General features: G+C 55.5%; 16 protein-coding genes. 4 read left to right on the top strand and 12 right to left on the bottom strand.

The annotated features are described in order from the left end of the window. Nucleotides 1-145: 145 nt before the first annotated feature. From xseA to WH298_RS04130, 4 genes are all read left to right on the top strand, one after another. The gene (xseA, locus tag WH298_RS04115) at nt 146-1,516 is read left to right on the top strand and encodes an exodeoxyribonuclease VII large subunit (protein ID WP_180822280.1); all 1,371 of its coding nucleotides are present in this window, start codon (nt 146-148) and stop codon (nt 1,514-1,516) included. Nucleotides 1,517-1,566: 50 nt separating this feature from the next. Beyond that, the gene (locus WH298_RS04120) at nt 1,567-2,592 is read left to right on the top strand and encodes a M4 family metallopeptidase (protein ID WP_180822281.1); all 1,026 of its coding nucleotides are present in this window, start codon (nt 1,567-1,569) and stop codon (nt 2,590-2,592) included. Continuing rightward, entirely contained in the window at nt 2,577-2,903 is a 327-nt protein-coding gene (locus WH298_RS04125) for a protealysin inhibitor emfourin (protein WP_007884879.1), read from the top strand. Before WH298_RS04120 ends, WH298_RS04125 begins: the two co-directional genes overlap by 16 nt. 103 nt (nt 2,904-3,006) lie before the next feature. Continuing rightward, nucleotides 3,007-3,189 carry a con-10 family general stress protein gene (locus tag WH298_RS04130; RefSeq protein WP_045814915.1) on the top strand — a complete coding sequence of 61 codons (183 nt, stop codon included), beginning with the start codon at nt 3,007-3,009 and terminating at the stop codon, nt 3,187-3,189. Nucleotides 3,190-3,273: 84 nt separating this feature from the next. Here WH298_RS04130 and WH298_RS04135 read toward each other — a convergent pair whose 3' ends face one another. The 12 genes from WH298_RS04135 to pbpC form a co-directional block, all read right to left on the bottom strand. Beyond that, nucleotides 3,274-5,712 (bottom strand): glucose/quinate/shikimate family membrane-bound PQQ-dependent dehydrogenase, encoded by a 2,439-nt coding sequence (locus WH298_RS04135; protein WP_180822282.1) that lies wholly within the window; start codon nt 5,710-5,712, stop codon nt 3,274-3,276. 327 nt (nt 5,713-6,039) lie between these two features. After that, the gene (locus tag WH298_RS04140) at nt 6,040-6,267 is read right to left on the bottom strand and encodes a zinc ribbon domain-containing protein (RefSeq protein WP_180822283.1); all 228 of its coding nucleotides are present in this window, start codon (nt 6,265-6,267) and stop codon (nt 6,040-6,042) included. Between the two features lie 45 nt (nt 6,268-6,312). Continuing rightward, nucleotides 6,313-7,803, bottom strand: a complete 1,491-nt coding sequence (gene der / locus WH298_RS04145; RefSeq protein WP_007884883.1) for a ribosome biogenesis GTPase Der — start codon at nt 7,801-7,803, stop codon at nt 6,313-6,315. A gap of 178 nt (nt 7,804-7,981) precedes the next feature. Then, nucleotides 7,982-9,163, bottom strand: a complete 1,182-nt coding sequence (gene bamB, locus WH298_RS04150; protein WP_007884884.1) for an outer membrane protein assembly factor BamB — start codon at nt 9,161-9,163, stop codon at nt 7,982-7,984. Between the two features lie 19 nt (nt 9,164-9,182). Continuing rightward, on the bottom strand, nt 9,183-9,800 hold the full coding sequence (locus tag WH298_RS04155) for a YfgM family protein (RefSeq protein ID WP_007884886.1): 618 nt from the start codon (nt 9,798-9,800) through the stop codon (nt 9,183-9,185). 39 nt (nt 9,801-9,839) lie between these two features. Continuing rightward, complete coding sequence (gene hisS / locus WH298_RS04160) at nt 9,840-11,114, bottom strand: histidine--tRNA ligase (protein ID WP_180822284.1); 1,275 nt, start codon at nt 11,112-11,114, stop codon at nt 9,840-9,842. A 106-nt stretch (nt 11,115-11,220) separates the two neighbouring features. Beyond that, nucleotides 11,221-12,342 (bottom strand): flavodoxin-dependent (E)-4-hydroxy-3-methylbut-2-enyl-diphosphate synthase, encoded by a 1,122-nt coding sequence (gene ispG, locus WH298_RS04165; RefSeq protein ID WP_007884889.1) that lies wholly within the window; start codon nt 12,340-12,342, stop codon nt 11,221-11,223. Between the two features lie 38 nt (nt 12,343-12,380). Then, nucleotides 12,381-13,400 carry a cytoskeleton protein RodZ gene (gene rodZ / locus WH298_RS04170; protein ID WP_007884890.1) on the bottom strand — a complete coding sequence of 340 codons (1,020 nt, stop codon included), beginning with the start codon at nt 13,398-13,400 and terminating at the stop codon, nt 12,381-12,383. After that, a complete protein-coding gene (pilW, locus tag WH298_RS04175) occupies nt 13,390-14,124 on the bottom strand; it encodes a type IV pilus biogenesis/stability protein PilW (protein WP_007884897.1) in 735 nt (244 codons plus the stop codon). The genes rodZ and pilW overlap by 11 nt, the downstream gene beginning before the upstream one ends. Nucleotides 14,125-14,199: 75 nt before the next feature. Further along, the gene (rlmN, locus tag WH298_RS04180; protein WP_007884898.1) at nt 14,200-15,369 is read right to left on the bottom strand and encodes a dual-specificity RNA methyltransferase RlmN; all 1,170 of its coding nucleotides are present in this window, start codon (nt 15,367-15,369) and stop codon (nt 14,200-14,202) included. A 186-nt stretch (nt 15,370-15,555) separates the two neighbouring features. After that, nucleotides 15,556-15,987 carry a nucleoside-diphosphate kinase gene (ndk, locus tag WH298_RS04185; RefSeq protein ID WP_007884899.1) on the bottom strand — a complete coding sequence of 144 codons (432 nt, stop codon included), beginning with the start codon at nt 15,985-15,987 and terminating at the stop codon, nt 15,556-15,558. A 169-nt stretch (nt 15,988-16,156) separates the two neighbouring features. Then, complete coding sequence (pbpC, locus tag WH298_RS04190) at nt 16,157-18,481, bottom strand: peptidoglycan glycosyltransferase PbpC (protein WP_180822285.1); 2,325 nt, start codon at nt 18,479-18,481, stop codon at nt 16,157-16,159.

An 18,481-nucleotide genomic window follows, 5' to 3' on the forward strand; every position in this document is an offset into this window, starting at 1 on the left:
TTAAAACAGATAAAATATTGCCGCGGCATTATACAGGCCGAAACCGATTGCCTCCAGTGTTTTTTCAGAAAAAGTCTTGATCCTCCGGGTGAGCAATGTAGTATCAGTTGATTAACCCTCTGATTTAAAATTTGATCTACATCACATGTCGCTACCGCCAACCGCCAATATTTTTACTGTCAGCCGCCTGAACACCACGGTGCGCCAACTGCTGGAAAATGAGATGGGCCTGGTATGGCTCAGCGCTGAGATCTCGAATTTTACCCAGCCCTCTTCCGGTCATTGGTACTTCACGTTGAAGGATGATGGTGCACAAGTACGCTGCGCGATGTTTCGCAATAGCAATCGTCGCGTCACCTTCCGTCCTCAGCATGGTCAGCAAGTTTTAGTACGCGCCAGCATCACGCTGTATGAGCCGCGCGGCGATTATCAGCTGATTATCGAAAGCATGCATCCGGCGGGCGAAGGCCTGTTGCAGCAGCAGTTTGAGCAGCTAAAAGCCCGGCTTGCCGCAGAGGGCTTGTTCGATCAGCAGTTCAAACAGCCGCTGCCGGATCCGGCGCGTCAGGTGGGCGTGATTACTTCCGCCACCGGCGCGGCGCTGCACGACGTGCTGCGCGTGCTGCATCGACGCGACCCGTCATTGCCGGTGATCATCTATCCTACGGCGGTGCAAGGCGTGGATGCGCCCGCTGGCATTGTGCGAGCCATCGAGTTGGCCAACCAGCGTGATGAGTGTGACGTGCTGATTGTTGGTCGTGGCGGCGGTTCGCTGGAAGATTTGTGGAGCTTCAATGACGAACGCGTGGCACGGGCGATTTTTGCCAGCCGCCTGCCGATCGTCAGCGCCGTTGGCCATGAAACCGATGTCACCATCGCCGACTTCGTTGCGGATTTACGTGCGCCAACGCCTTCTGCGGCGGCTGAGCTGGTGAGCCGTAATCAGCTGGAACTGGTGCGCCGTTTGCAGTCGCAGCAGCAGCGCATGGAGATGGCGATGGATTTTTATCTGGCACAGCAGCAGCGTCGCTTTACCCGCATCCAGCACCGATTACAGCAGCAGCATCCGCAGCTGCGTCTGGCACGTCAACAAACCGCACTGTTTCAGCTGCAGCGCCGTCTTGGCGAAGCGATGGATCAGCGTATGCGCGTAGCGAATCGTCAGCAGGATCGCCTGCTGCAGCGTCTCAACGCACAGCAACCGCAGGGACGGATTCTGCGCGCTCAGCAGCAGCTCCAGCAGTGGCACTATCGTCTGCAACAGGGCATGGAAAAACAGCTTAATCACAATCGTCAGCGCTTTGGCACATTAGCCGCACAGCTGGAAGGCGTAAGCCCTTTGGCGACGCTGGCGCGTGGATTCAGCGTCACCACCGATACGCAAGGTCAGGTGGTGAAGAGAACTCAGCAGCTCAGCAAAGGTGATTTGCTGCGTACCCGACTGGATGATGGCTGGGTGGAAAGTCAGGTTACCGCGCTTGAACCGCAGAAATCCCGGGGCCGTAAAGCGCGTTGATAGGATGAAAACTATACTTTTGACATAATCATTTATGATCAGGAGTTAGTATGCCTTTTAGCGTTATTCCTCCCTACATGCTGCGCAATATCATTGATAACTGCACCGGTGCGCAGCAAGACTATGCGCGCCGCACTCTCACCCACGTGCAACACTTGATGGAGAAACACAGCCATCAAGCCACCAGCGCCGCCATTGCCAAACCAGGCACCGTTCAGCGCGCTATTTACGACGCCGAAGGCACGCAAAATCTACCCGGCACGTTAATCCGCGAGGAAGGCCAGCCGGATAATGGCGATGTCGCCGCCCAGGAAGCCTGGGATTATCTCGGCATTACCTACGATTTCTTTTGGCAAACTTACCAACGCAATTCACTCGACAACAAAGGCCTCAAACTCGATGGCACCGTGCATTACGGCAAGGAGTACCAGAATGCCTTTTGGAACGGCCAGCAGATGGTATTTGGCGATGGTGATGGCCAGATATTTAATCGCTTCACCATCGCACTCGATGTGGTGGCGCACGAACTGACGCATGGCGTAACGGAAACCGAAGCCGGGCTGATTTACTTCCAGCAGGCAGGCGCGCTGAACGAATCAATGTCGGATGTTTTTGGCTCACTGGTGAAGCAGTTTCATCTTAAGCAGAGCGCCGATCAGGCTGACTGGATCATCGGCGAGGGTTTACTGGCGGGCGGGATTAATGGCCGCGGGTTGCGCTCGATGTCGTCACCCGGCACCGCCTACGACGATCCGGTGCTGGGAAAAGATCCGCAACCCGCCGATATGGATCACTACATTGAGACGCGGGACGATAACGGCGGCGTGCATCTTAATTCTGGCATCCCCAATCGCGCATTTTATCTCGCGGCTAAAGCGCTGGGCGGCTTTGCCTGGGAAATCGCGGGCCAGGCGTGGTACGACACGTTATGCGACAAAACGCTGCCGCAGGATGCCGATTTCAGCACCTTTGCCCGCTTCACCGTGCAGCACGCCAAACAACGATTTAACACTTCAGTGGCGGAGAGCATTCAATCCGCCTGGCAGCAGGTGGGCGTAACGTGGACATCCAACTGACCGATGACGCTGTCATTAAACTGGCGCGTGAAGGCGGTATCGCCTTTATTCCTAAGCTACGCGGTGAACGACGCTTTGCCTTGTCAGAGCTGCCAGAACCACAAAAACAGCGGGTTTGTGAAGTATTAGAACAGGCTATGCCCCTTGGCGAACCGGAAGATCAGGCGGCAAATATCGGTCGTGGCGATCAGCGCTATTACCGTATTCAAATCACCTACGCTACCCATCGCGAGGCGGGAACTTTGGTGCTGTTAATTCCTGAGCAACTCGCGCCACCTGAGTTGCAATCTCTCTGGCGCGACGGGGAATAGGTTATAAGAGATCTCTCAAGGAAAGTCATAACTGATTGACTATACTCATTATGTGGCTAGCTAGTCCACGTCGAAGAAAACACCCTTAGATGAGGTCTCTGCTATGACACAAAAAAAGCAACGAGGTGGTGCCGGGAACTTTGCAGAGGACCCGGAGCGCGCCAGGGAAGCAGGTAGCGCTGGCGGCAAAGTCAGCGGGGGTAATTTCAGAAACGATCCTGAAAGAGCCAGGGAAGCTGGAAGAAAAGGAGGTCAAAAAAGCCGCCGCCCTTCCAAGCAGCAGTGAATAAGGTACCTTGAGGGATAAAGTGCGCTAAGGATGGTAAAAAAAAGGCCGACATCATGATGTCGGCCTTTCTCATTAGGGCACTTACTTGCTGTCTGGCAGCGCGTAAGCAATCACGTAATCACCACGGTCTGGTGACTGACGTGCGCCGCCCGCGGAGATCAGGATGTACTGTTTGCCGGTTTTCGGCGATACATAGCTGATAGGACCGCCCTGGCTGCCGACTGGCAGACGTGCTTTCCACACTTCTTTACCGGTTGAGCTATCGAACGCGCGCAGATAGTAATCTTGCGTTCCGGCGATGAACACCAGGCCGCCCTGCGTCGCCAGCGTGCCGCCCAAGGTCGGCATACCAATTGGCATTTTCGCACGCATTTTGATACCAAACGGACCGGTATCCTGCACGGTACCCACTGGCACCTGCCAAACGATTTGGCGGGTTTTCATATCAATCGCCGACAGCGTACCGAACGGCGGTGCCTGGCACGGAATGCCCAGTGGCGACATGAAGCGGTTTTTGTTTACCGCGTACGGTGTGCCTTTCAGCGGAACCGCACCCATGCCGGTGTTGATCGCTTCACCACCATTGCTGGCCGCAGTTTTGCTGGTGTCTTGCGGCACCATCTGTACCCACAGACCCAGACGCATGTCGTTAACGAACATATACTGGTTGTTCGGATCAAACGAGATACCACCCCAGTTCATACCGCCCAGTGAACCTGGGAAGCTGAGGGATTTATCGGTATCCGGTACGGTGAACAGACCATCGTAACGCATGCCTTTAAAGGCGATGCGGCACGCCAGCTGGTCAAACGGTGTTGCACCCCACATATCCGCTTCAGTCAGCTTCTGGTTGCCAATGTTTGGCATCTCCACCGAGTGCGGCTGCGTTTTGGTGTACTGCTCGTTCGGAATGTGGCCCTGCGGCATCGGCAGCTCTTCAACTTTGGTCAAAGGCTTGCCCGTCAGGCGGTCCAGCACCCAAATCATGCCGGTTTTCGCCCCGATGACCACGGCTGGCTTAGTGGTGCCATCCTTCATCGGGAAGTCTACCAGGCTCGGCTGCATTGGCAGGTCGAAGTCCCACAGATCGTTATGAACGGTCTGATACACCCACTTCTGCTTACCGGTGGTGGCATCCAGCGCCAGAATTGATGCGCCGTAGGTGTGATCCAGTTTGGTACGGTTCGCACCCCACAGATCGACAGACGGGCTCCCCATCGGCAGGAACACGGTGTTCATCGCTGGATCGTAGGACATAGGTGCCCACGAGTTCGGCGTACTACGCGTGTAGTCTTTACCCGGCATTAACACCGCATTAGGATCGTCGTTGCCTGGGTCAAACGCCCAACGCATCTGGCCAGTGATCACGTCAAAACCACGCAGCACGCCGCCTGGCATGTCAGTCTGCACGTTATCCGCGATGCGACCGCCAACCACAACGGTGGTTCCGGCCATCGCTGGAGGTGAAGTCAGCTGATATTGCGGATCTGGCGCTTTGCCCAGACCGGTTTTCAGATCAACCACACCGTGCGTACCGAAGCTGTCACACAGCTCACCGTTATCGGCGTTAATCGCAATCAGGCGCGCGTCAATGGTGTTCATCAGAATACGGCGCTGACAGGTATCACCCGCCGGCAGCACAGCTGCAGTAACCGGCGTTGAACCCGGCTGCGTAGGCTGCTGCAGCGGTTTGGTCGCATCGAAATACGCTAAGCCACGGCAGCGGTTCCATACTTCCGCCTGAGCGTTAATTTCGCGTTTCCAGATCTGCTTACCGCTGTCTGCGGCTACCGCAATCACGTTGTTGTGTGGCGTGCACAGATAGAGCGTGTTGCCGATTTGCAGCGGAGTCTGCTGATCTTCCGCACCGTTACCGGTTGGGCTGATTGGCGTATCACCCGTGTGGAACGTCCAGGCAACCTGCAGATCTTTTACATTGTCGCGCGTGATTTGATCGATGGCGGCGAAACGGTCGCCGCCTGGCGTACGGCCATAGCTGCTCCAGTCCTGCTGTGGTTTCGATTTATCGACAGGAATCAGCGGCAGCTGTTTACCGTCAAACGCGACGGTAGGATGCGGCTGGAACATCTGCACGAAGGTTGCCACCATGCCTACCGCGATAACCGCCGACAACACGTAAGAGACTTTCGCCAGAGAGCTTTTGCCTTCGCGTTTACGCAGTGCTGGCCAGGTAATGAATGCCAGCAGCATCAAGCCAGCCGGAACCATCAGGCGTGATACCAGCGGCCAGAAATGCCAGCCAGCATCAAACAGTGACCAAATCAGCGTACCGGCAAACACCAGAATGAACAGGGTGACGGCAGATGATTTGCGGCGGAAGAACTGAATGGCCGACAGCAACATAGCGATACCGGCGATGAGGAAGTACCAGCTGCCGCCCAGCGCTACCAACTTGCCGCCGCCGATAGCGAAGAACAAGCCGATTGCCAGCAGGACCAGGCCTAACAGTACAGACCAGATGCTCAGCCCTTTGCCGGGACGAGCGGAATTTTCTGCCATAACAAAAACTCTCCTGAAAAAATAACGCGCTGGTGCCGGTAAGCCTGAGGCAGCCGGTATTGAGGCTCCTGCCGAAGCGGGAGACAAGACATATCCGTTACGCTTTATTTTAATCTATTGGTACGGGAGCAAGGCCCGTGATTCGTCGCTTGTGAGCGAGGACACAATGCAGATGAGAGTGATTCTCGCCCCAAGGCGGCAGGATTGTACCACCTGGTACAATAAAAAGTGAATATCCATAACGCAGCAGTTACTGGTTAATAGCATTTTTGCTACAAAACCAGTCGTAACCCATTAATAACTATGACGGCGTGCGGTGGAAAATTGTTACTGAGCAGTAAGGTCGGGGACGAATTCAACACGCTTCTTCGAGATCAGACCGTCACCGTGCTGACAAAAGTAATCAACCGCTCCACAAGCTTTTAGCACCTGCAGCGGTTGATGGCAGTCGGGGCATAACGCCAGATGCGCAAAATGGCTGGCACAGTGAGCACACATAAAACCATCTGGGTTGTGAGTAAGCGGTTGCTGGCAGTTGGGGCAAGGGATGTGCATCGATCCTCCGACATAAAAAAAGGGCCCGCCTGGGCCCTTCTCATCTTAACGCTTGTTCTTCTTCAGATGCGACATCAAACGCTGACGTTTACGCTGCTGAGTTGGCGTCAGCAGGTTGCGTTTGCCCGCATACGGGTTATCGCCTTCTTTAAACTGAATACGAATCGGCGTACCCATTACGTTGAGTGAACGACGGAAGTAGTTCATCAGGTAACGCTTGTACGAATCCGCGAGATCTTTCACCTGGTTACCGTGGATCACCACGATTGGCGGGTTATAACCACCGGCGTGCGCATATTTCAGCTTCACGCGGCGGCCTCGCACTAGTGGCGGCTGATGATCGTCGGCTGCCATGGTCATGATACGCGTCAACATCGCCGTGCCCACACGCTTGGTGGAGCAGTCGTAGGCTTCAGTCACGGATTCGAACAGGTTACCCACGCCGCTGCCGTGCAGTGCTGAAATAAAGTGGATGCGCGCAAAATCGATAAAGCCCAGACGGAAGTCTAGCTGCTCTTTGACTTCGTCTCGCGCTTCCTGAGTCATGCCATCCCACTTGTTGACCACAATCACCAGTGAGCGCCCACTATTGAGGATGAAGCCCAGCAGCGACAGATCCTGATCGGAAATTCCGGCACGCGCATCAATCACCAGCATCACCACGTTAGCGTCTTCAATCGCTTGCAACGTTTTGATAACGGAGAATTTTTCTACGGTTTCGGTGACTTTACCGCGCTTGCGTACACCCGCCGTATCAATCAGAACATACTCGCGTTCGTCACGTTCCATTGGAATGTAGATGCTATCGCGCGTGGTGCCAGGCATGTCGAAGACCACAACGCGATCTTCACCAAGAATACGGTTGGTAAGCGTTGATTTACCTACATTAGGGCGGCCAACGATAGCCAGTTTGATCGGCAGTGTGGTTGGGTCGAAATCTTCTTCTTCCTCTTCCTCCAGCGCCTTCTCGCCCTCTTCTTCTAATGCGGCCCAATAGGCGGCATTCTCTTCTTCTTCCGTGAGTTCCGCTTCTGGAACGATTTCGTCCATCCACGGCAGCAATGCGGTTTCCAGCAAGCTGTTAACGCCGCGGCCATGCGAAGCAGCAATCGGGTGAATTTCACCTAAGCCCAGCGCATAGAAATCCAGTACGGCCGCTTCCGGGTCGATGCCATCCGTTTTGTTAGCGACAACAAAGGTGGCTTTCTCACGTGCACGCAGATGATTAGCGATTTGCTGATCCGCCGGCATCACGCCCGCGCGCGCATCGACCATAAACAGCACCACATCGGCTTCTTCAATCGCCAGCAGCGACTGCTCCGCCATGCGGTTTTCTACGCCTTCTTCGGTGCCATCAATACCGCCGGTATCAATAACAATGAATTCGCGCCCTTCCACTTCGGCGCGACCATATTTGCGATCGCGAGTCAGTCCAGGAAAATCCGCCACCAGCGCATCACGCGTGCGTGTTAAACGGTTAAATAGCGTAGATTTTCCCACATTGGGACGCCCAACCAGCGCGACCACAGGTACCATAACACTTGCCTCAGTTTTGAAAATAGTTCGCTCGAATGGCGTGATTATAACGACATTTGACGCCAGGCGTCAGGCAGAAGGCGCACAGAATACCATGCCTGACCAAAAACGAAACGGCCCCTGACGAATCAGGAGCCGTGTAAGCGAGCGGAAAATGGATTTCCGCAGAGCCAATGACTTAACGCGAGATGGCGTAAACTTCTCCGCCTTTCGCCTGGATCAGCAGCTTATCACCGGCAACAACCGGTTCAGTCTGGAAGCCATCGCTATCCAGTTTCTGCTGCGCCACGAAGCGGCCATCAAGCGTATTAATCCAGTGCAGATAACCTTCGCTATCGCCTACCACCAGATAACCGTTGAACAGCACGGGTGAAGTCAGATTGCGGTGCAGCAGATCGCTTTGACGCCAGATGGCCACGCCACCGTCAGCATTCAGCGCAATCACACGGTCATCCTGATCGACCAGATAGATACGACCGGCATCCACCACCATGTCTTTGACGCCACCAATCTCACGTTTCCACAGCACCTGGCCAGAACGCAGATCCAGTGCGGTAAGATTGCCATTATAGGCCAGCGCATAGACCACACCGTTTACGACCACTGGCGTGGTATCCACATCGCTCAGACGATCGATTTCAGTCGCGCCGCTTGGCTGCGAAATACGCTGCTGCCAGATCAGTTGGCCTTGATTGATGATAACCGCGCTAACACGACCATTGTCACCGCCGACGATGGCACCACCAAAGGCAACAGTTGGCGCTGATTCGCCGCGCAGTGATAGCGCAGGCATATCAAGATTGACGCTCCACTTAATCGCGCCAGTGCTCTGGTCAAGTCCCTGCAACATACCGTTGCTGGTGTGCACCAGAATCAAACCATCGCTGACAACCGGACGCGACAGCGCTTCACCGGCGACTTTAGTCTGCCAGGCAATGCCACCATCGCTGGTGTTCAGCGCAAATACCTGACCACGCTCGCTACCGATGTAAATGCGATCGCCGCTGGCCGTTACGCCACCAGACAGCAGTGCGGAGATATTTTTCGAGAAGAAGCCGGTTTTCTCAGAGAGATCGACTTTCCATTTCTCTTTGCCATTGCTGGCATCTAGCGCTTTAACCACGCCAAAACGATCCGCAGCATACACGGTACCGTCCAGCCAGGCTGGATGCAGGTTGGAATAGAAATCACCCACGCCGTCCCCGACAGAGGTGCTCCACGCGGTCTGCGGCGTAAACTGGTTTTCCACTTTTGGCAGCGGGGCCATTTTCACTACATCTTCTTCGCCGCTGAACAGCGAGCAACCGCTGAGCAGAGTGACTGAAATCAGCCCTGGCAGCAGGTATTTACGTAATTCCATGTGCGCTCTCTTGACTGGCTTAACTTAAGTTATTCATCTTCATCTGCAGCATTTGCTTCAGCGCAGGAGAGGCCTGCGATTCGGCACCTTTGCTCCAGGCATCACGTGCGCCCTGCTTATCGCCTTTGCTCAGCAGTGCTTCTCCGCGAATATCCGCCACAATGGCTGTCCAGCCATCACCTTTAACATTGTTAAGGGTAGAAAGTGCGGCATCGGCCTGACTTTGCTGCAACTGAATGCGTGCCAGACGCAGGTTAATTACTGCCTGCAGGTTGGCATCTTTGGTATCTTTTAGTCCGCTCTGAAGCAGAGCGATAGCTTTATCCAGCTGATTAGCTTCAACATATTGCTTAGCCAGATCCAGCGACGCCAATGCGCCGTAGGTGTTGTTGTTTTCGCTAGCGAAAGTGGCCACTGCTTCCAGCGTATCAGGCTTATCGGCCTGCATGGCGCTGGTCAGTTGCTGATACTCAGCGGATGCCGCTTTATCGGTTCCTTCCTGATGGCTGGCCCAGAAACGCCAGCCACCCAGCGCAGCGATACCGATGATTACGCCAACGGCCAGAAATTTACCATTGTTGGTGAAGAACTGACGCAGCGCGTCAACTTGTTCGTTTTCGTTGCTGTAAACTTCCACGCAATCCCTCTCTTTGATATGGCTGTTGCAGTGCTGCGCTTACTGCAGCAGCGTGCGCAACGTCGCAGTGGCGTCGCTCTGAGCCAGCGTCTGTTGAGCGCCGGTACGCAAGTCTTTAACCACGACCTGACCCGCGTTCACTTCATCTTCGCCCAGCACCAGCGCAATGCGTGCGCCCCACTTGTCTGCACGGGCAAACTGCTTCTTGAAGTTACCGCCACCGAAGTTGGTCATCAGCTTCAGTGCGGGATCAGCATCACGCAGTTTTTCCGCCAGTTGCATCGCGGCAGACTGAACGCCCTGCCCCGAAGCGATAACATAGACATCAACAATGCGCGTCGGTTCAAATTCTGGATTAACCGCTTGCACCAGCAACACCAAACGCTCCAGGCCCATAGCAAAACCGACGGCTGGCGTAGCGCGACCACCCAGCTGTTCGACCAGGCCATCATAACGTCCACCGGCACATACGGTACCCTGCGAGCCGAGGCTGCTGGTAACCCACTCAAAAACGGTGCGGTTGTAATAATCGAGGCCGCGCACCAGACGCTGATTCACGCGATATTTGATACCCGCATCGTCCAGCAGCGCGCACAGGCCGCTGAAGTGCGCGCGCGAGTCTTCATCAAGGAATTCACCCAGCGTCGGCGCATCGTTCAGCAGTGTCTGAATTTCAGGATTTTTGCTGTCGAGTACGCGCAGCGGATTGGTATACATGCGGCGCTTACAATCTTCGTCCAGCGCTTCTTTATGCTGCTCAAGGAACGCCACCAGCGCGTTACGGTAGTCGGCGCGCGCTTCCAGTGAACCGATAGAGTTCAGTTCCAGCTCAACGTGATCGGCGATGCCCAGCGCTTTCCACCAGCGCGCAGTCATCATGATCAATTCGGCATCAATATCCGGACCCTGCAGGCCAAAAACTTCCGCACCAATCTGATGGAACTGACGATAGCGACCTTTCTGCGGACGCTCGTAGCGGAACATGGGGCCAACGTACCACAGACGCTGCTCCTGGTTGTACAACAGACCGTGTTCGATTCCGGCGCGCACGCAACCCGCGGTGCCCTCCGGACGCAACGTCAGGCTTTCGCCATTGCGGTCTTCAAAGGTGTACATCTCTTTCTCAACCACGTCGGTGACTTCACCAATCGCACGGCTGAACAGCGGGGTGTGCTCAACGATCGGCAGACGGATTTCACTGAAACCATAGCTGGCCAGAACCTGCTTCAGAGTGCCTTCAATACGCTGCCAAATTGCGGTATCCGCTGGCAGGTAATCGTTCATTCCGCGAATCGCTTGAATATTCTTCGCCACGTTAGAATCTCTTTAAGACAAAAAAACCTGAGCGGCATCATACCTTATGAGGATGAAACCGCACAGGTTCAATCACAAACTGGTACGCGGCCTGCGCGCACCTTGATTATTTTTCAAGCTGCTGCACGTTGATGCGACGGCTTTCATCCAGCATGGTGGCCTTGGCGCGAATACGCGCTTCCAGCTGATCGATCATGTCGTTGTTATCGAGACGATCGCGCTGACGCACGCCATCTTCATAGAAGCCGCTTTTCTTAGCGCCACCGGTCACACCGAGGGTAGAAACCGTGGCTTCACCCGGACCATTCACCACGCAGCCGATAATCGAAATATCCATGGGCGTGATGATGTCTTCAAGGCGCTCTTCCAGCGCATTGACGGTGCCGATGACATCAAACTCCTGACGCGAGCAGGTCGGGCAGGCAATAAAATTGATGCCACGCGAACGGATGCGCAGGGATTTGAGGATGTCATAGCCCACTTTCACTTCTTCAACCGGATCGGCCGCCAGTGAAATGCGCAGCGTATCGCCAATGCCTTCGGCCAGCAGCAGGCCCAAGCCGATGGCAGATTTCACTGAACCCGCACGTGCGCCACCCGCTTCGGTGATGCCGAGATGCAGCGGCTGATCGATAGCTTTCGCCAGCAGACGATAAGATTCAACGGCGAGGAAGACGTCAGAGGCTTTGACGCTCACTTTGAACTGATCAAAGTTAAGACGATCGAGATGATCCACATGACGCATCGCGGATTCGAGCAGCGCCTGCGGCGTTGGCTCACCGTATTTTTCCTGCAGATCTTTTTCCAGCGAACCGGCATTCACGCCGATGCGGATCGGGATATTGTAATGACGCGCACAATCCACCACCTGGCGGATACGCTCATTATTGCCGATGTTACCGGGATTGATACGCAGACAATCCACGCCATATTCGGCGACTTTCAGTGCGATGCGATAGTCAAAGTGAATGTCCGCCACCAGCGGCACGTTGACCTGTTGCTTAATCAGTTTGAAGGCTTCAGCCGCATCCATGGTCGGAACGGAAACGCGGACAATATCAACCCCGACGCGCTCAAGCTGGCGAATCTGGTTAACGGTTGCGTCCACGTCAGTGGTGCGGGTGTTGGTCATTGACTGAACGGCGATGGGCGCACCATCGCCAACTGGCACCTTGCCGACGTAAATCCGTGTTGATTTGCGACGGATAATGGGTGCTTCGTTATGCATATTCTCTCTCCACAATTACCCGGAAAGCGCGCTGCGCGTTATTGCGCACCCAGCGTCAGACGGGCAACCTGGTTATTACGGATAAAACGACTTAAATCAACGGGCTGATTCTGATATTGCACGTCAACCGCACTCGGAGCGCCAATTTTCAGACGATACGGAGCCGTGCCGGACAAACTCAGCTTGCCGCCGCTACGTTGCAAACCACTGAACAACTTCTTGCCGGTGGCATCGCTCACTTCCAGCCAGCAGTCGGCTTTGAAGTTCATCACGATGGCATTCGGATCGCCAGCCGGTTGGCTGACCGCTGCGTTTGCGGTAGGCATTTGGCCGGCCGGAACGCTATTAGCCGGTGCCGGAGACGTGGCCGCTGGCGGCGTGGTGTCAATCGGTGCCTGGCTAGGCGAAACCACGGCATTCTCGCTGCCGTTGGTTTGCGCAGTCGTGCTTGCAGCAGGTGCGCTGCTCGCGGTGTTGCTGCTCTCTGGCGTCGCAACCGCACCCGCACCGTTATCAACCGGCGTACCGGCTGCATTCGTATCCGCATCAGCATTGCTGTCGGTGCTGTTGTCACCCAGCGGAATAGACTGGCTATTATCGCCGCTGCCGTTTTGATCGGCCATCGACACCAGATCAGCCTGTGATGCCTTATGATTTTGCCACCACCAGGCACCGGTCAAACCGACGACAACAAAGATCACCAACCAGGTGAAAATCATCAGCCAGCCATCGCGTTTTTTACGACGCTTACCCAATGAAAAGCTCTGCATTGGCTCGATTTTGGCCGCGCGCACCGGAGCCTGTTTTGCCATCATCGGCAGCAGGTCATCTTCCGGCACATGCACCAAACGGGCATAAGAACGAATGTAACCGCGCAGGAATGTCGAAGCTAAATCAGCAGGTGATTTGTCCTCTTCAATATCACGTACGGTAGAAACTTTCAGGCACAGGCGCTCAGCGACGTTTTGCTGGGTCAGCCCCATCTGCTCACGGGCCAGACGCAGGCGTTCACCTGTGGAATGTACTGCAGAATTATCTTGAGTGGCTTCAGTATTCATTAGCTAAATAACGCTGGTACTGTATCGATTGTGGAAAACTTCGCGCCAACCGGTCGCCATAACGTGTAACGTCAGCAGCGTTTCCCTGTTGCGCGGCGAAACGTATCTGTAACCATAGGCTCTCTGCCGTTGCGGGCAAACGCTGATGGTACACTTCTAAAAGCAGCGGAACGGATTGCTGTTCCTGCTGTTCAAGCCGCCTTTCCACTTCCCTTAGCAGTTGATTGCCCTGCTCCGGTGCGGCATCCAGCGCGTAACCTAATTGCTCGCGCGCTGCGGCACTCTCATCAGCCTGCAGGTAACAATAGCCCGAAAACAGAAATGCATCCTGACGGGCATCGATTTCCTGCGCCTCAATTGCCAGCTTAAACTGTTGATGCGCTTCGTCATACTGCCTTAAACCGCAGAGAAACGCACCGTAATTGTTAGCGACATAACCATTCAGCGGTGCTAACTGCTGAGCGCGTTGATAGTGCCAGCGTGTTTGCGCGCTATTCTGTTGCGCCTGCGCCACGCGGGCAAGAGCTAACGGCACCCGATAATCATCCGGTGCCGCCTGCTGCGCACGCAACAAATTGCGCTGTGCGGCGGCAAAATCCTTGACTGCAAGATAGTGCAATCCCAGCTGCAAGCGGATATCCGCTGCGCTCTGTCGGGCGGGGTGATTGACACAACCGGTTACAACTAAGCTGGCCAGAATCGCCGCAGGTATTCCTTTACGCATATCAGTTTCTCCCTAAAAAATGTGCGGAGAGACTGACATGAGTTACGCCCGGTGAATATCACCAGGCGCTGGCTTTCAGAGCGCCTTCACAGAGATGGCTTCACCCGCCATTTTCTTACGCAGCGTACGCTTGGTACGGTCAATCACATCGCCCGCTAACTGACCACATGCGGCGTCAATGTCATCACCGCGCGTTTTACGCACGATAGTGGTGAAACCGTAATCCATCAGTACTTTAGAGAAGCGATCAATACGGCTGTTGGAGCTACGGCCATACGGCGCGCCCGGGAACGGGTTCCAAGGGATCAGGTTAATTTTGCACGGTGTCTCTTTCAGCAGTGCCGCCAGCTCATGTGCGTTATCGGTGCTGTCATTGACATGATCCAACATCACATACTCAATGGTCACACGGCCCTGATTCGCGTTGGACTTGCCGATATAGCGTTTAACCGCCGCGAGGAACGTTTCGATGTTGTACTTTTTGTTGATCGGCACGATTTCGTCACGAATGGCATCGTTTGGCGCGTGCAGCGAAATCGCCAGCGCTACGTCGATCATATCGCCCAGCTTATCCAGCGCCGGCACCACGCCTGACGTTGACAGCGTAACGCGACGTTTTGACAGACCAAAACCGAAGTCATCCAGCATAATATCCATCGCCGGTACCACGTTGTTCAGGTTGAGCAGCGGTTCGCCCATGCCCATCATCACCACGTTGGTGATAGGACGTTGACCGGTGATTTTCGCCGCGCCGATGATTTTAGCGGCACGCCATACCTGGCCAATAATTTCAGACACGCGCAGGTTGCGGTTAAAGCCCTGCTGCGCCGTCGAACAGAATTTGCACTCCAGCGCACAGCCTACCTGCGAAGAGACGCACAGCGTTGCGCGATCCGCCTCCGGAATGTAGACAGTTTCCACCAGCTGATCGCCGACGCGAATCGCCCATTTAATGGTGCCATCGGTGGAACGCATCTCTTCCGCCACTTCCGGCGCACGGATTTCAGCGCGCTGCATCAGTTTGCCGCGCAGCACTTTATTGATGTCGGTCATCTGCTCGAAATCATCGCAGCAATAGTGGTACATCCACTTCATGACCTGATCGGCACGGAACGGCTTTTCGCCCATTTCGAGAAAGAATTCGCGCATCTGCTGACGGTTAAGATCCAGCAGGTTAATTTTTTCGTTTTTTGGGGAAACAACCACGGGGGAAGCGGACGACGGCGTCACAATCTGTTCGGACATAATGTTCTCTGGCCTCGTTGTTACACGTTACGGCTCTGGTTAATAGTAGGAAAAAACAGCGCCCTTGCTGAGTCAGACTCAACAAGGGCGCATAATTGTACTACATCTGCTGCATGATGCCAGGGGAACCGTTTCACAGATGTTGAACAGCTGTAAAGACGTGTGTCCGCCTGGCCCTCAATGTACTTAGCGAGTGCGTGGGCAGACTTCGTTTTCTGCGAAGAAGTACGCGATTTCGCGTGCTGCAGATTCAGCTGAGTCAGAACCGTGGGTCGCGTTCTCGGTGAAGCTGTCCGCGTAGTCAGCACGCAGAGTACCTGCCAGCGCGTTGTCTGGGTTAGTTGCACCCATCAGATCGCGGTGACGCTGAACGGCGTTTTCGCCTTCCAGTACAGAAACCACAACTGGACCAGAAGTCATGAATTCAACCAGACCATCAAAGAATGGACGACCTTTGTGCTCAGCGTAGAAGCCTTCAGCCTGCTCTTTGGTCAGGTGCAGCATTTTTGCGCCAACGATTTTGAAGCCCGCGCTTTCAAAACGGTTATAGATTGCACCAATCACGTTCTTAGCGACGGCGTTTGGTTTCACGATTGAGAAAGTACGTTCGATTGCCATGTTGACCTCTAGTTAGCATCCTGAAGAATCCGGGAGCCTGCTCCCGGTAAGAAAACGCGCCGATTATAGGGACATCATCGGGCGTTGCCTATTGGCGATTGGTGGAATTATTGAAAATAATTGATTTTTGTCGGGGCAAGCAGGCAAAAAGTATGCCATATCCCTGCACTCAACCGCGGGTAAACGCTAGCGAGGACAACTGCCCCGCTTCATCCATTACGACCAGTTGATAGCTGCCGGGTTCATCCAGCACCAGTGCTGCACTCTTTTTCCCGGCATCCTGTTCAAGCGGCTGTCCATTCAAAAACCACCAGCGCTGTTCGCCTTGTCCGCCCTGCACCGCCACCGGCATCACCAACACCACTTTGCCCGGCAGCGGTTGCACACGCTGGCCATTGATCACGCCGGTGATCACCAGCGGCGGCGCATTGCCCTGCTTCAGTGGCGGACAGGCGGGATCGATGGGCGGCAATCGCTGTGCACGCCGTTCAGCAGGCGCTAGCCAGGGCTCAAGCGGCAGCGGCCACATCAACCGCTCACGGCTCTGCGCATCAGGACAATCGGCCGCCACGCGCAATCCATCACTATTCTGCCAGTATTGCTGTCGCAAGCCATTAACGCTCTCCTGCCCCGGCGCGAGCAGCGTTGGCGGCACGGTTTGATTCAACACCCAACTCTGACGGCGCTGACGGCAATTCTCATCGCCCAATGGCAACGGCTGGCCGCCTGGCCAGCAGATGCTCATGGCGCTGACCGATGGCGGACGCGGATCGCGCACGGCACCGTTCACCGGCATATGTCCCGCCAGCAGATTATTCACCTGATTCATCACCGGCACCGCTGAGGCAAAGCCAAATTGGCCAGCCACCGGCGTCGCATCTGGCCGTCCCACCCACACGCCAATCAGATAGCGCGGAGTGATACCAATCGTCCACGCATCGCGATAGCCGTAGCTGGTGCCGGTTTTCCACGCCAGTGGGGCAACATCCGACACCGCGCCGCTGGCGGGGGGTTGCGCAGCGCCTGCCAGAATACGCCGCACAATCCATGCGGCACCTGGCGACAACAACGGCCTTTCCTGTAACGGCTGTGTCGACAGCCAGCGCAGTTGCGCCGCGTTACCGTGACGGGCAAAGGCGCTATAGGCCGCGACAATGTCATCCAGCCGCGCGCCGGTACCGCCAAGCACCAGCGAGAGATTCGGTTCTGCGCCCGCCGGGAAGCGCAGATTTAATCCCACATTACGCAGACGCGCCGCCAGCGTTTTTGGCCCCAGAGCAGCCAAAAGCTGCACCGCAGGCAGATTAAGCGATCGCTCCAGCGCTTCACTGGCGCTTACCGGGCCGTGGAAGCCTGAATCAAAGTTGCCGGGACGATAGTCGCCAAAGCGGCGCGGCACATCCTGTAATAACGATTCTCCATGAATCAGCCCCTCATCCAGCGCCATACCATAGACGAAAGGTTTTAGTACCGATCCCGGCGATCGCACGCTGGCGATCATATCGACATGACCAAAGCGGCTGTCGTCGTTGAAATCTACCGAACCTACATAGCCGCGCACCTTCATACTTTGGTGATCCACCACCAGCAGCGCCAGCGAAGTGCGAGCAGGTAAGTTGCTTTTTAGCGACGACGCCAGATTCTCCAGTTCGCGCTGGAGCGACAGATCAATTGTGGAGGTGATTTTGTTGTCGGGTGACAACGTCAATAAGCGCCGGGCGAGCAGCGGCGCACGTTGTGGCATTTGGCGCGGCGGCAGCCAAACGGCTTCCTGTTTAATATCGGCGACATCCTGCGGCGACCAAACGCCATATTCCGCCAGACGATCCAGCACCTTATTACGCGCCGCTTCGGCGCGTTGCGGCCAGCGATCCGGACGCAAGCGGCTCGGCGCCTGAGGCAGCACAGCCAACAGTGCCGCCTCGCCTTTAGTGAGCTGTGACGGCGGCTTGCCCAGCCAGATCCAGCTCGCCGCACCCACGCCCTCAACCGTGCCACCAAACGGAGCGCGATTGAGGTACAACGTCAGGATGTCTCGTTTGGAGAGATGATATTCCAGCTGTAGCGCACGCCACGTTTGTACCACTTTGCCACGTAAGGTGCGCGGTTGGGGATCGATAAGCCGTGCCACCTGCATGGTCAGCGTACTGCCGCCGGAAACCACGCCGTGATGCAGCACGTTCTGCCCGATAGCGCGCACAATCGCCATTGGATTAATACCGGGATGATGCCAGAACCAGCTATCTTCATAGGTTAGCAGCGCGTCGATGTAGGCTGGCGACACTTCGTCCAGCGACACCGGATAGCGCCACACGCCTTGTCTATCAGCAAAGCGCCACAGCGGCGTGCCATCTTCGGCCACCACCACGCGCGCCGGTTGTACCTCATGCAGCGGTAAAGGTGTCAGTCGATCCAGCAGCCACAGCGCGGCCAGCGATGCCAGTAAAAAAAGCGGTAGCCAGCGCCACCGCTTTAGTCGGTTTCTTATCGGCAT

This window comes from Pantoea nemavictus (assembly GCF_037479095.1).
GTDB classification, from domain to species: domain Bacteria; phylum Pseudomonadota; class Gammaproteobacteria; order Enterobacterales; family Enterobacteriaceae; genus Pantoea; species Pantoea nemavictus.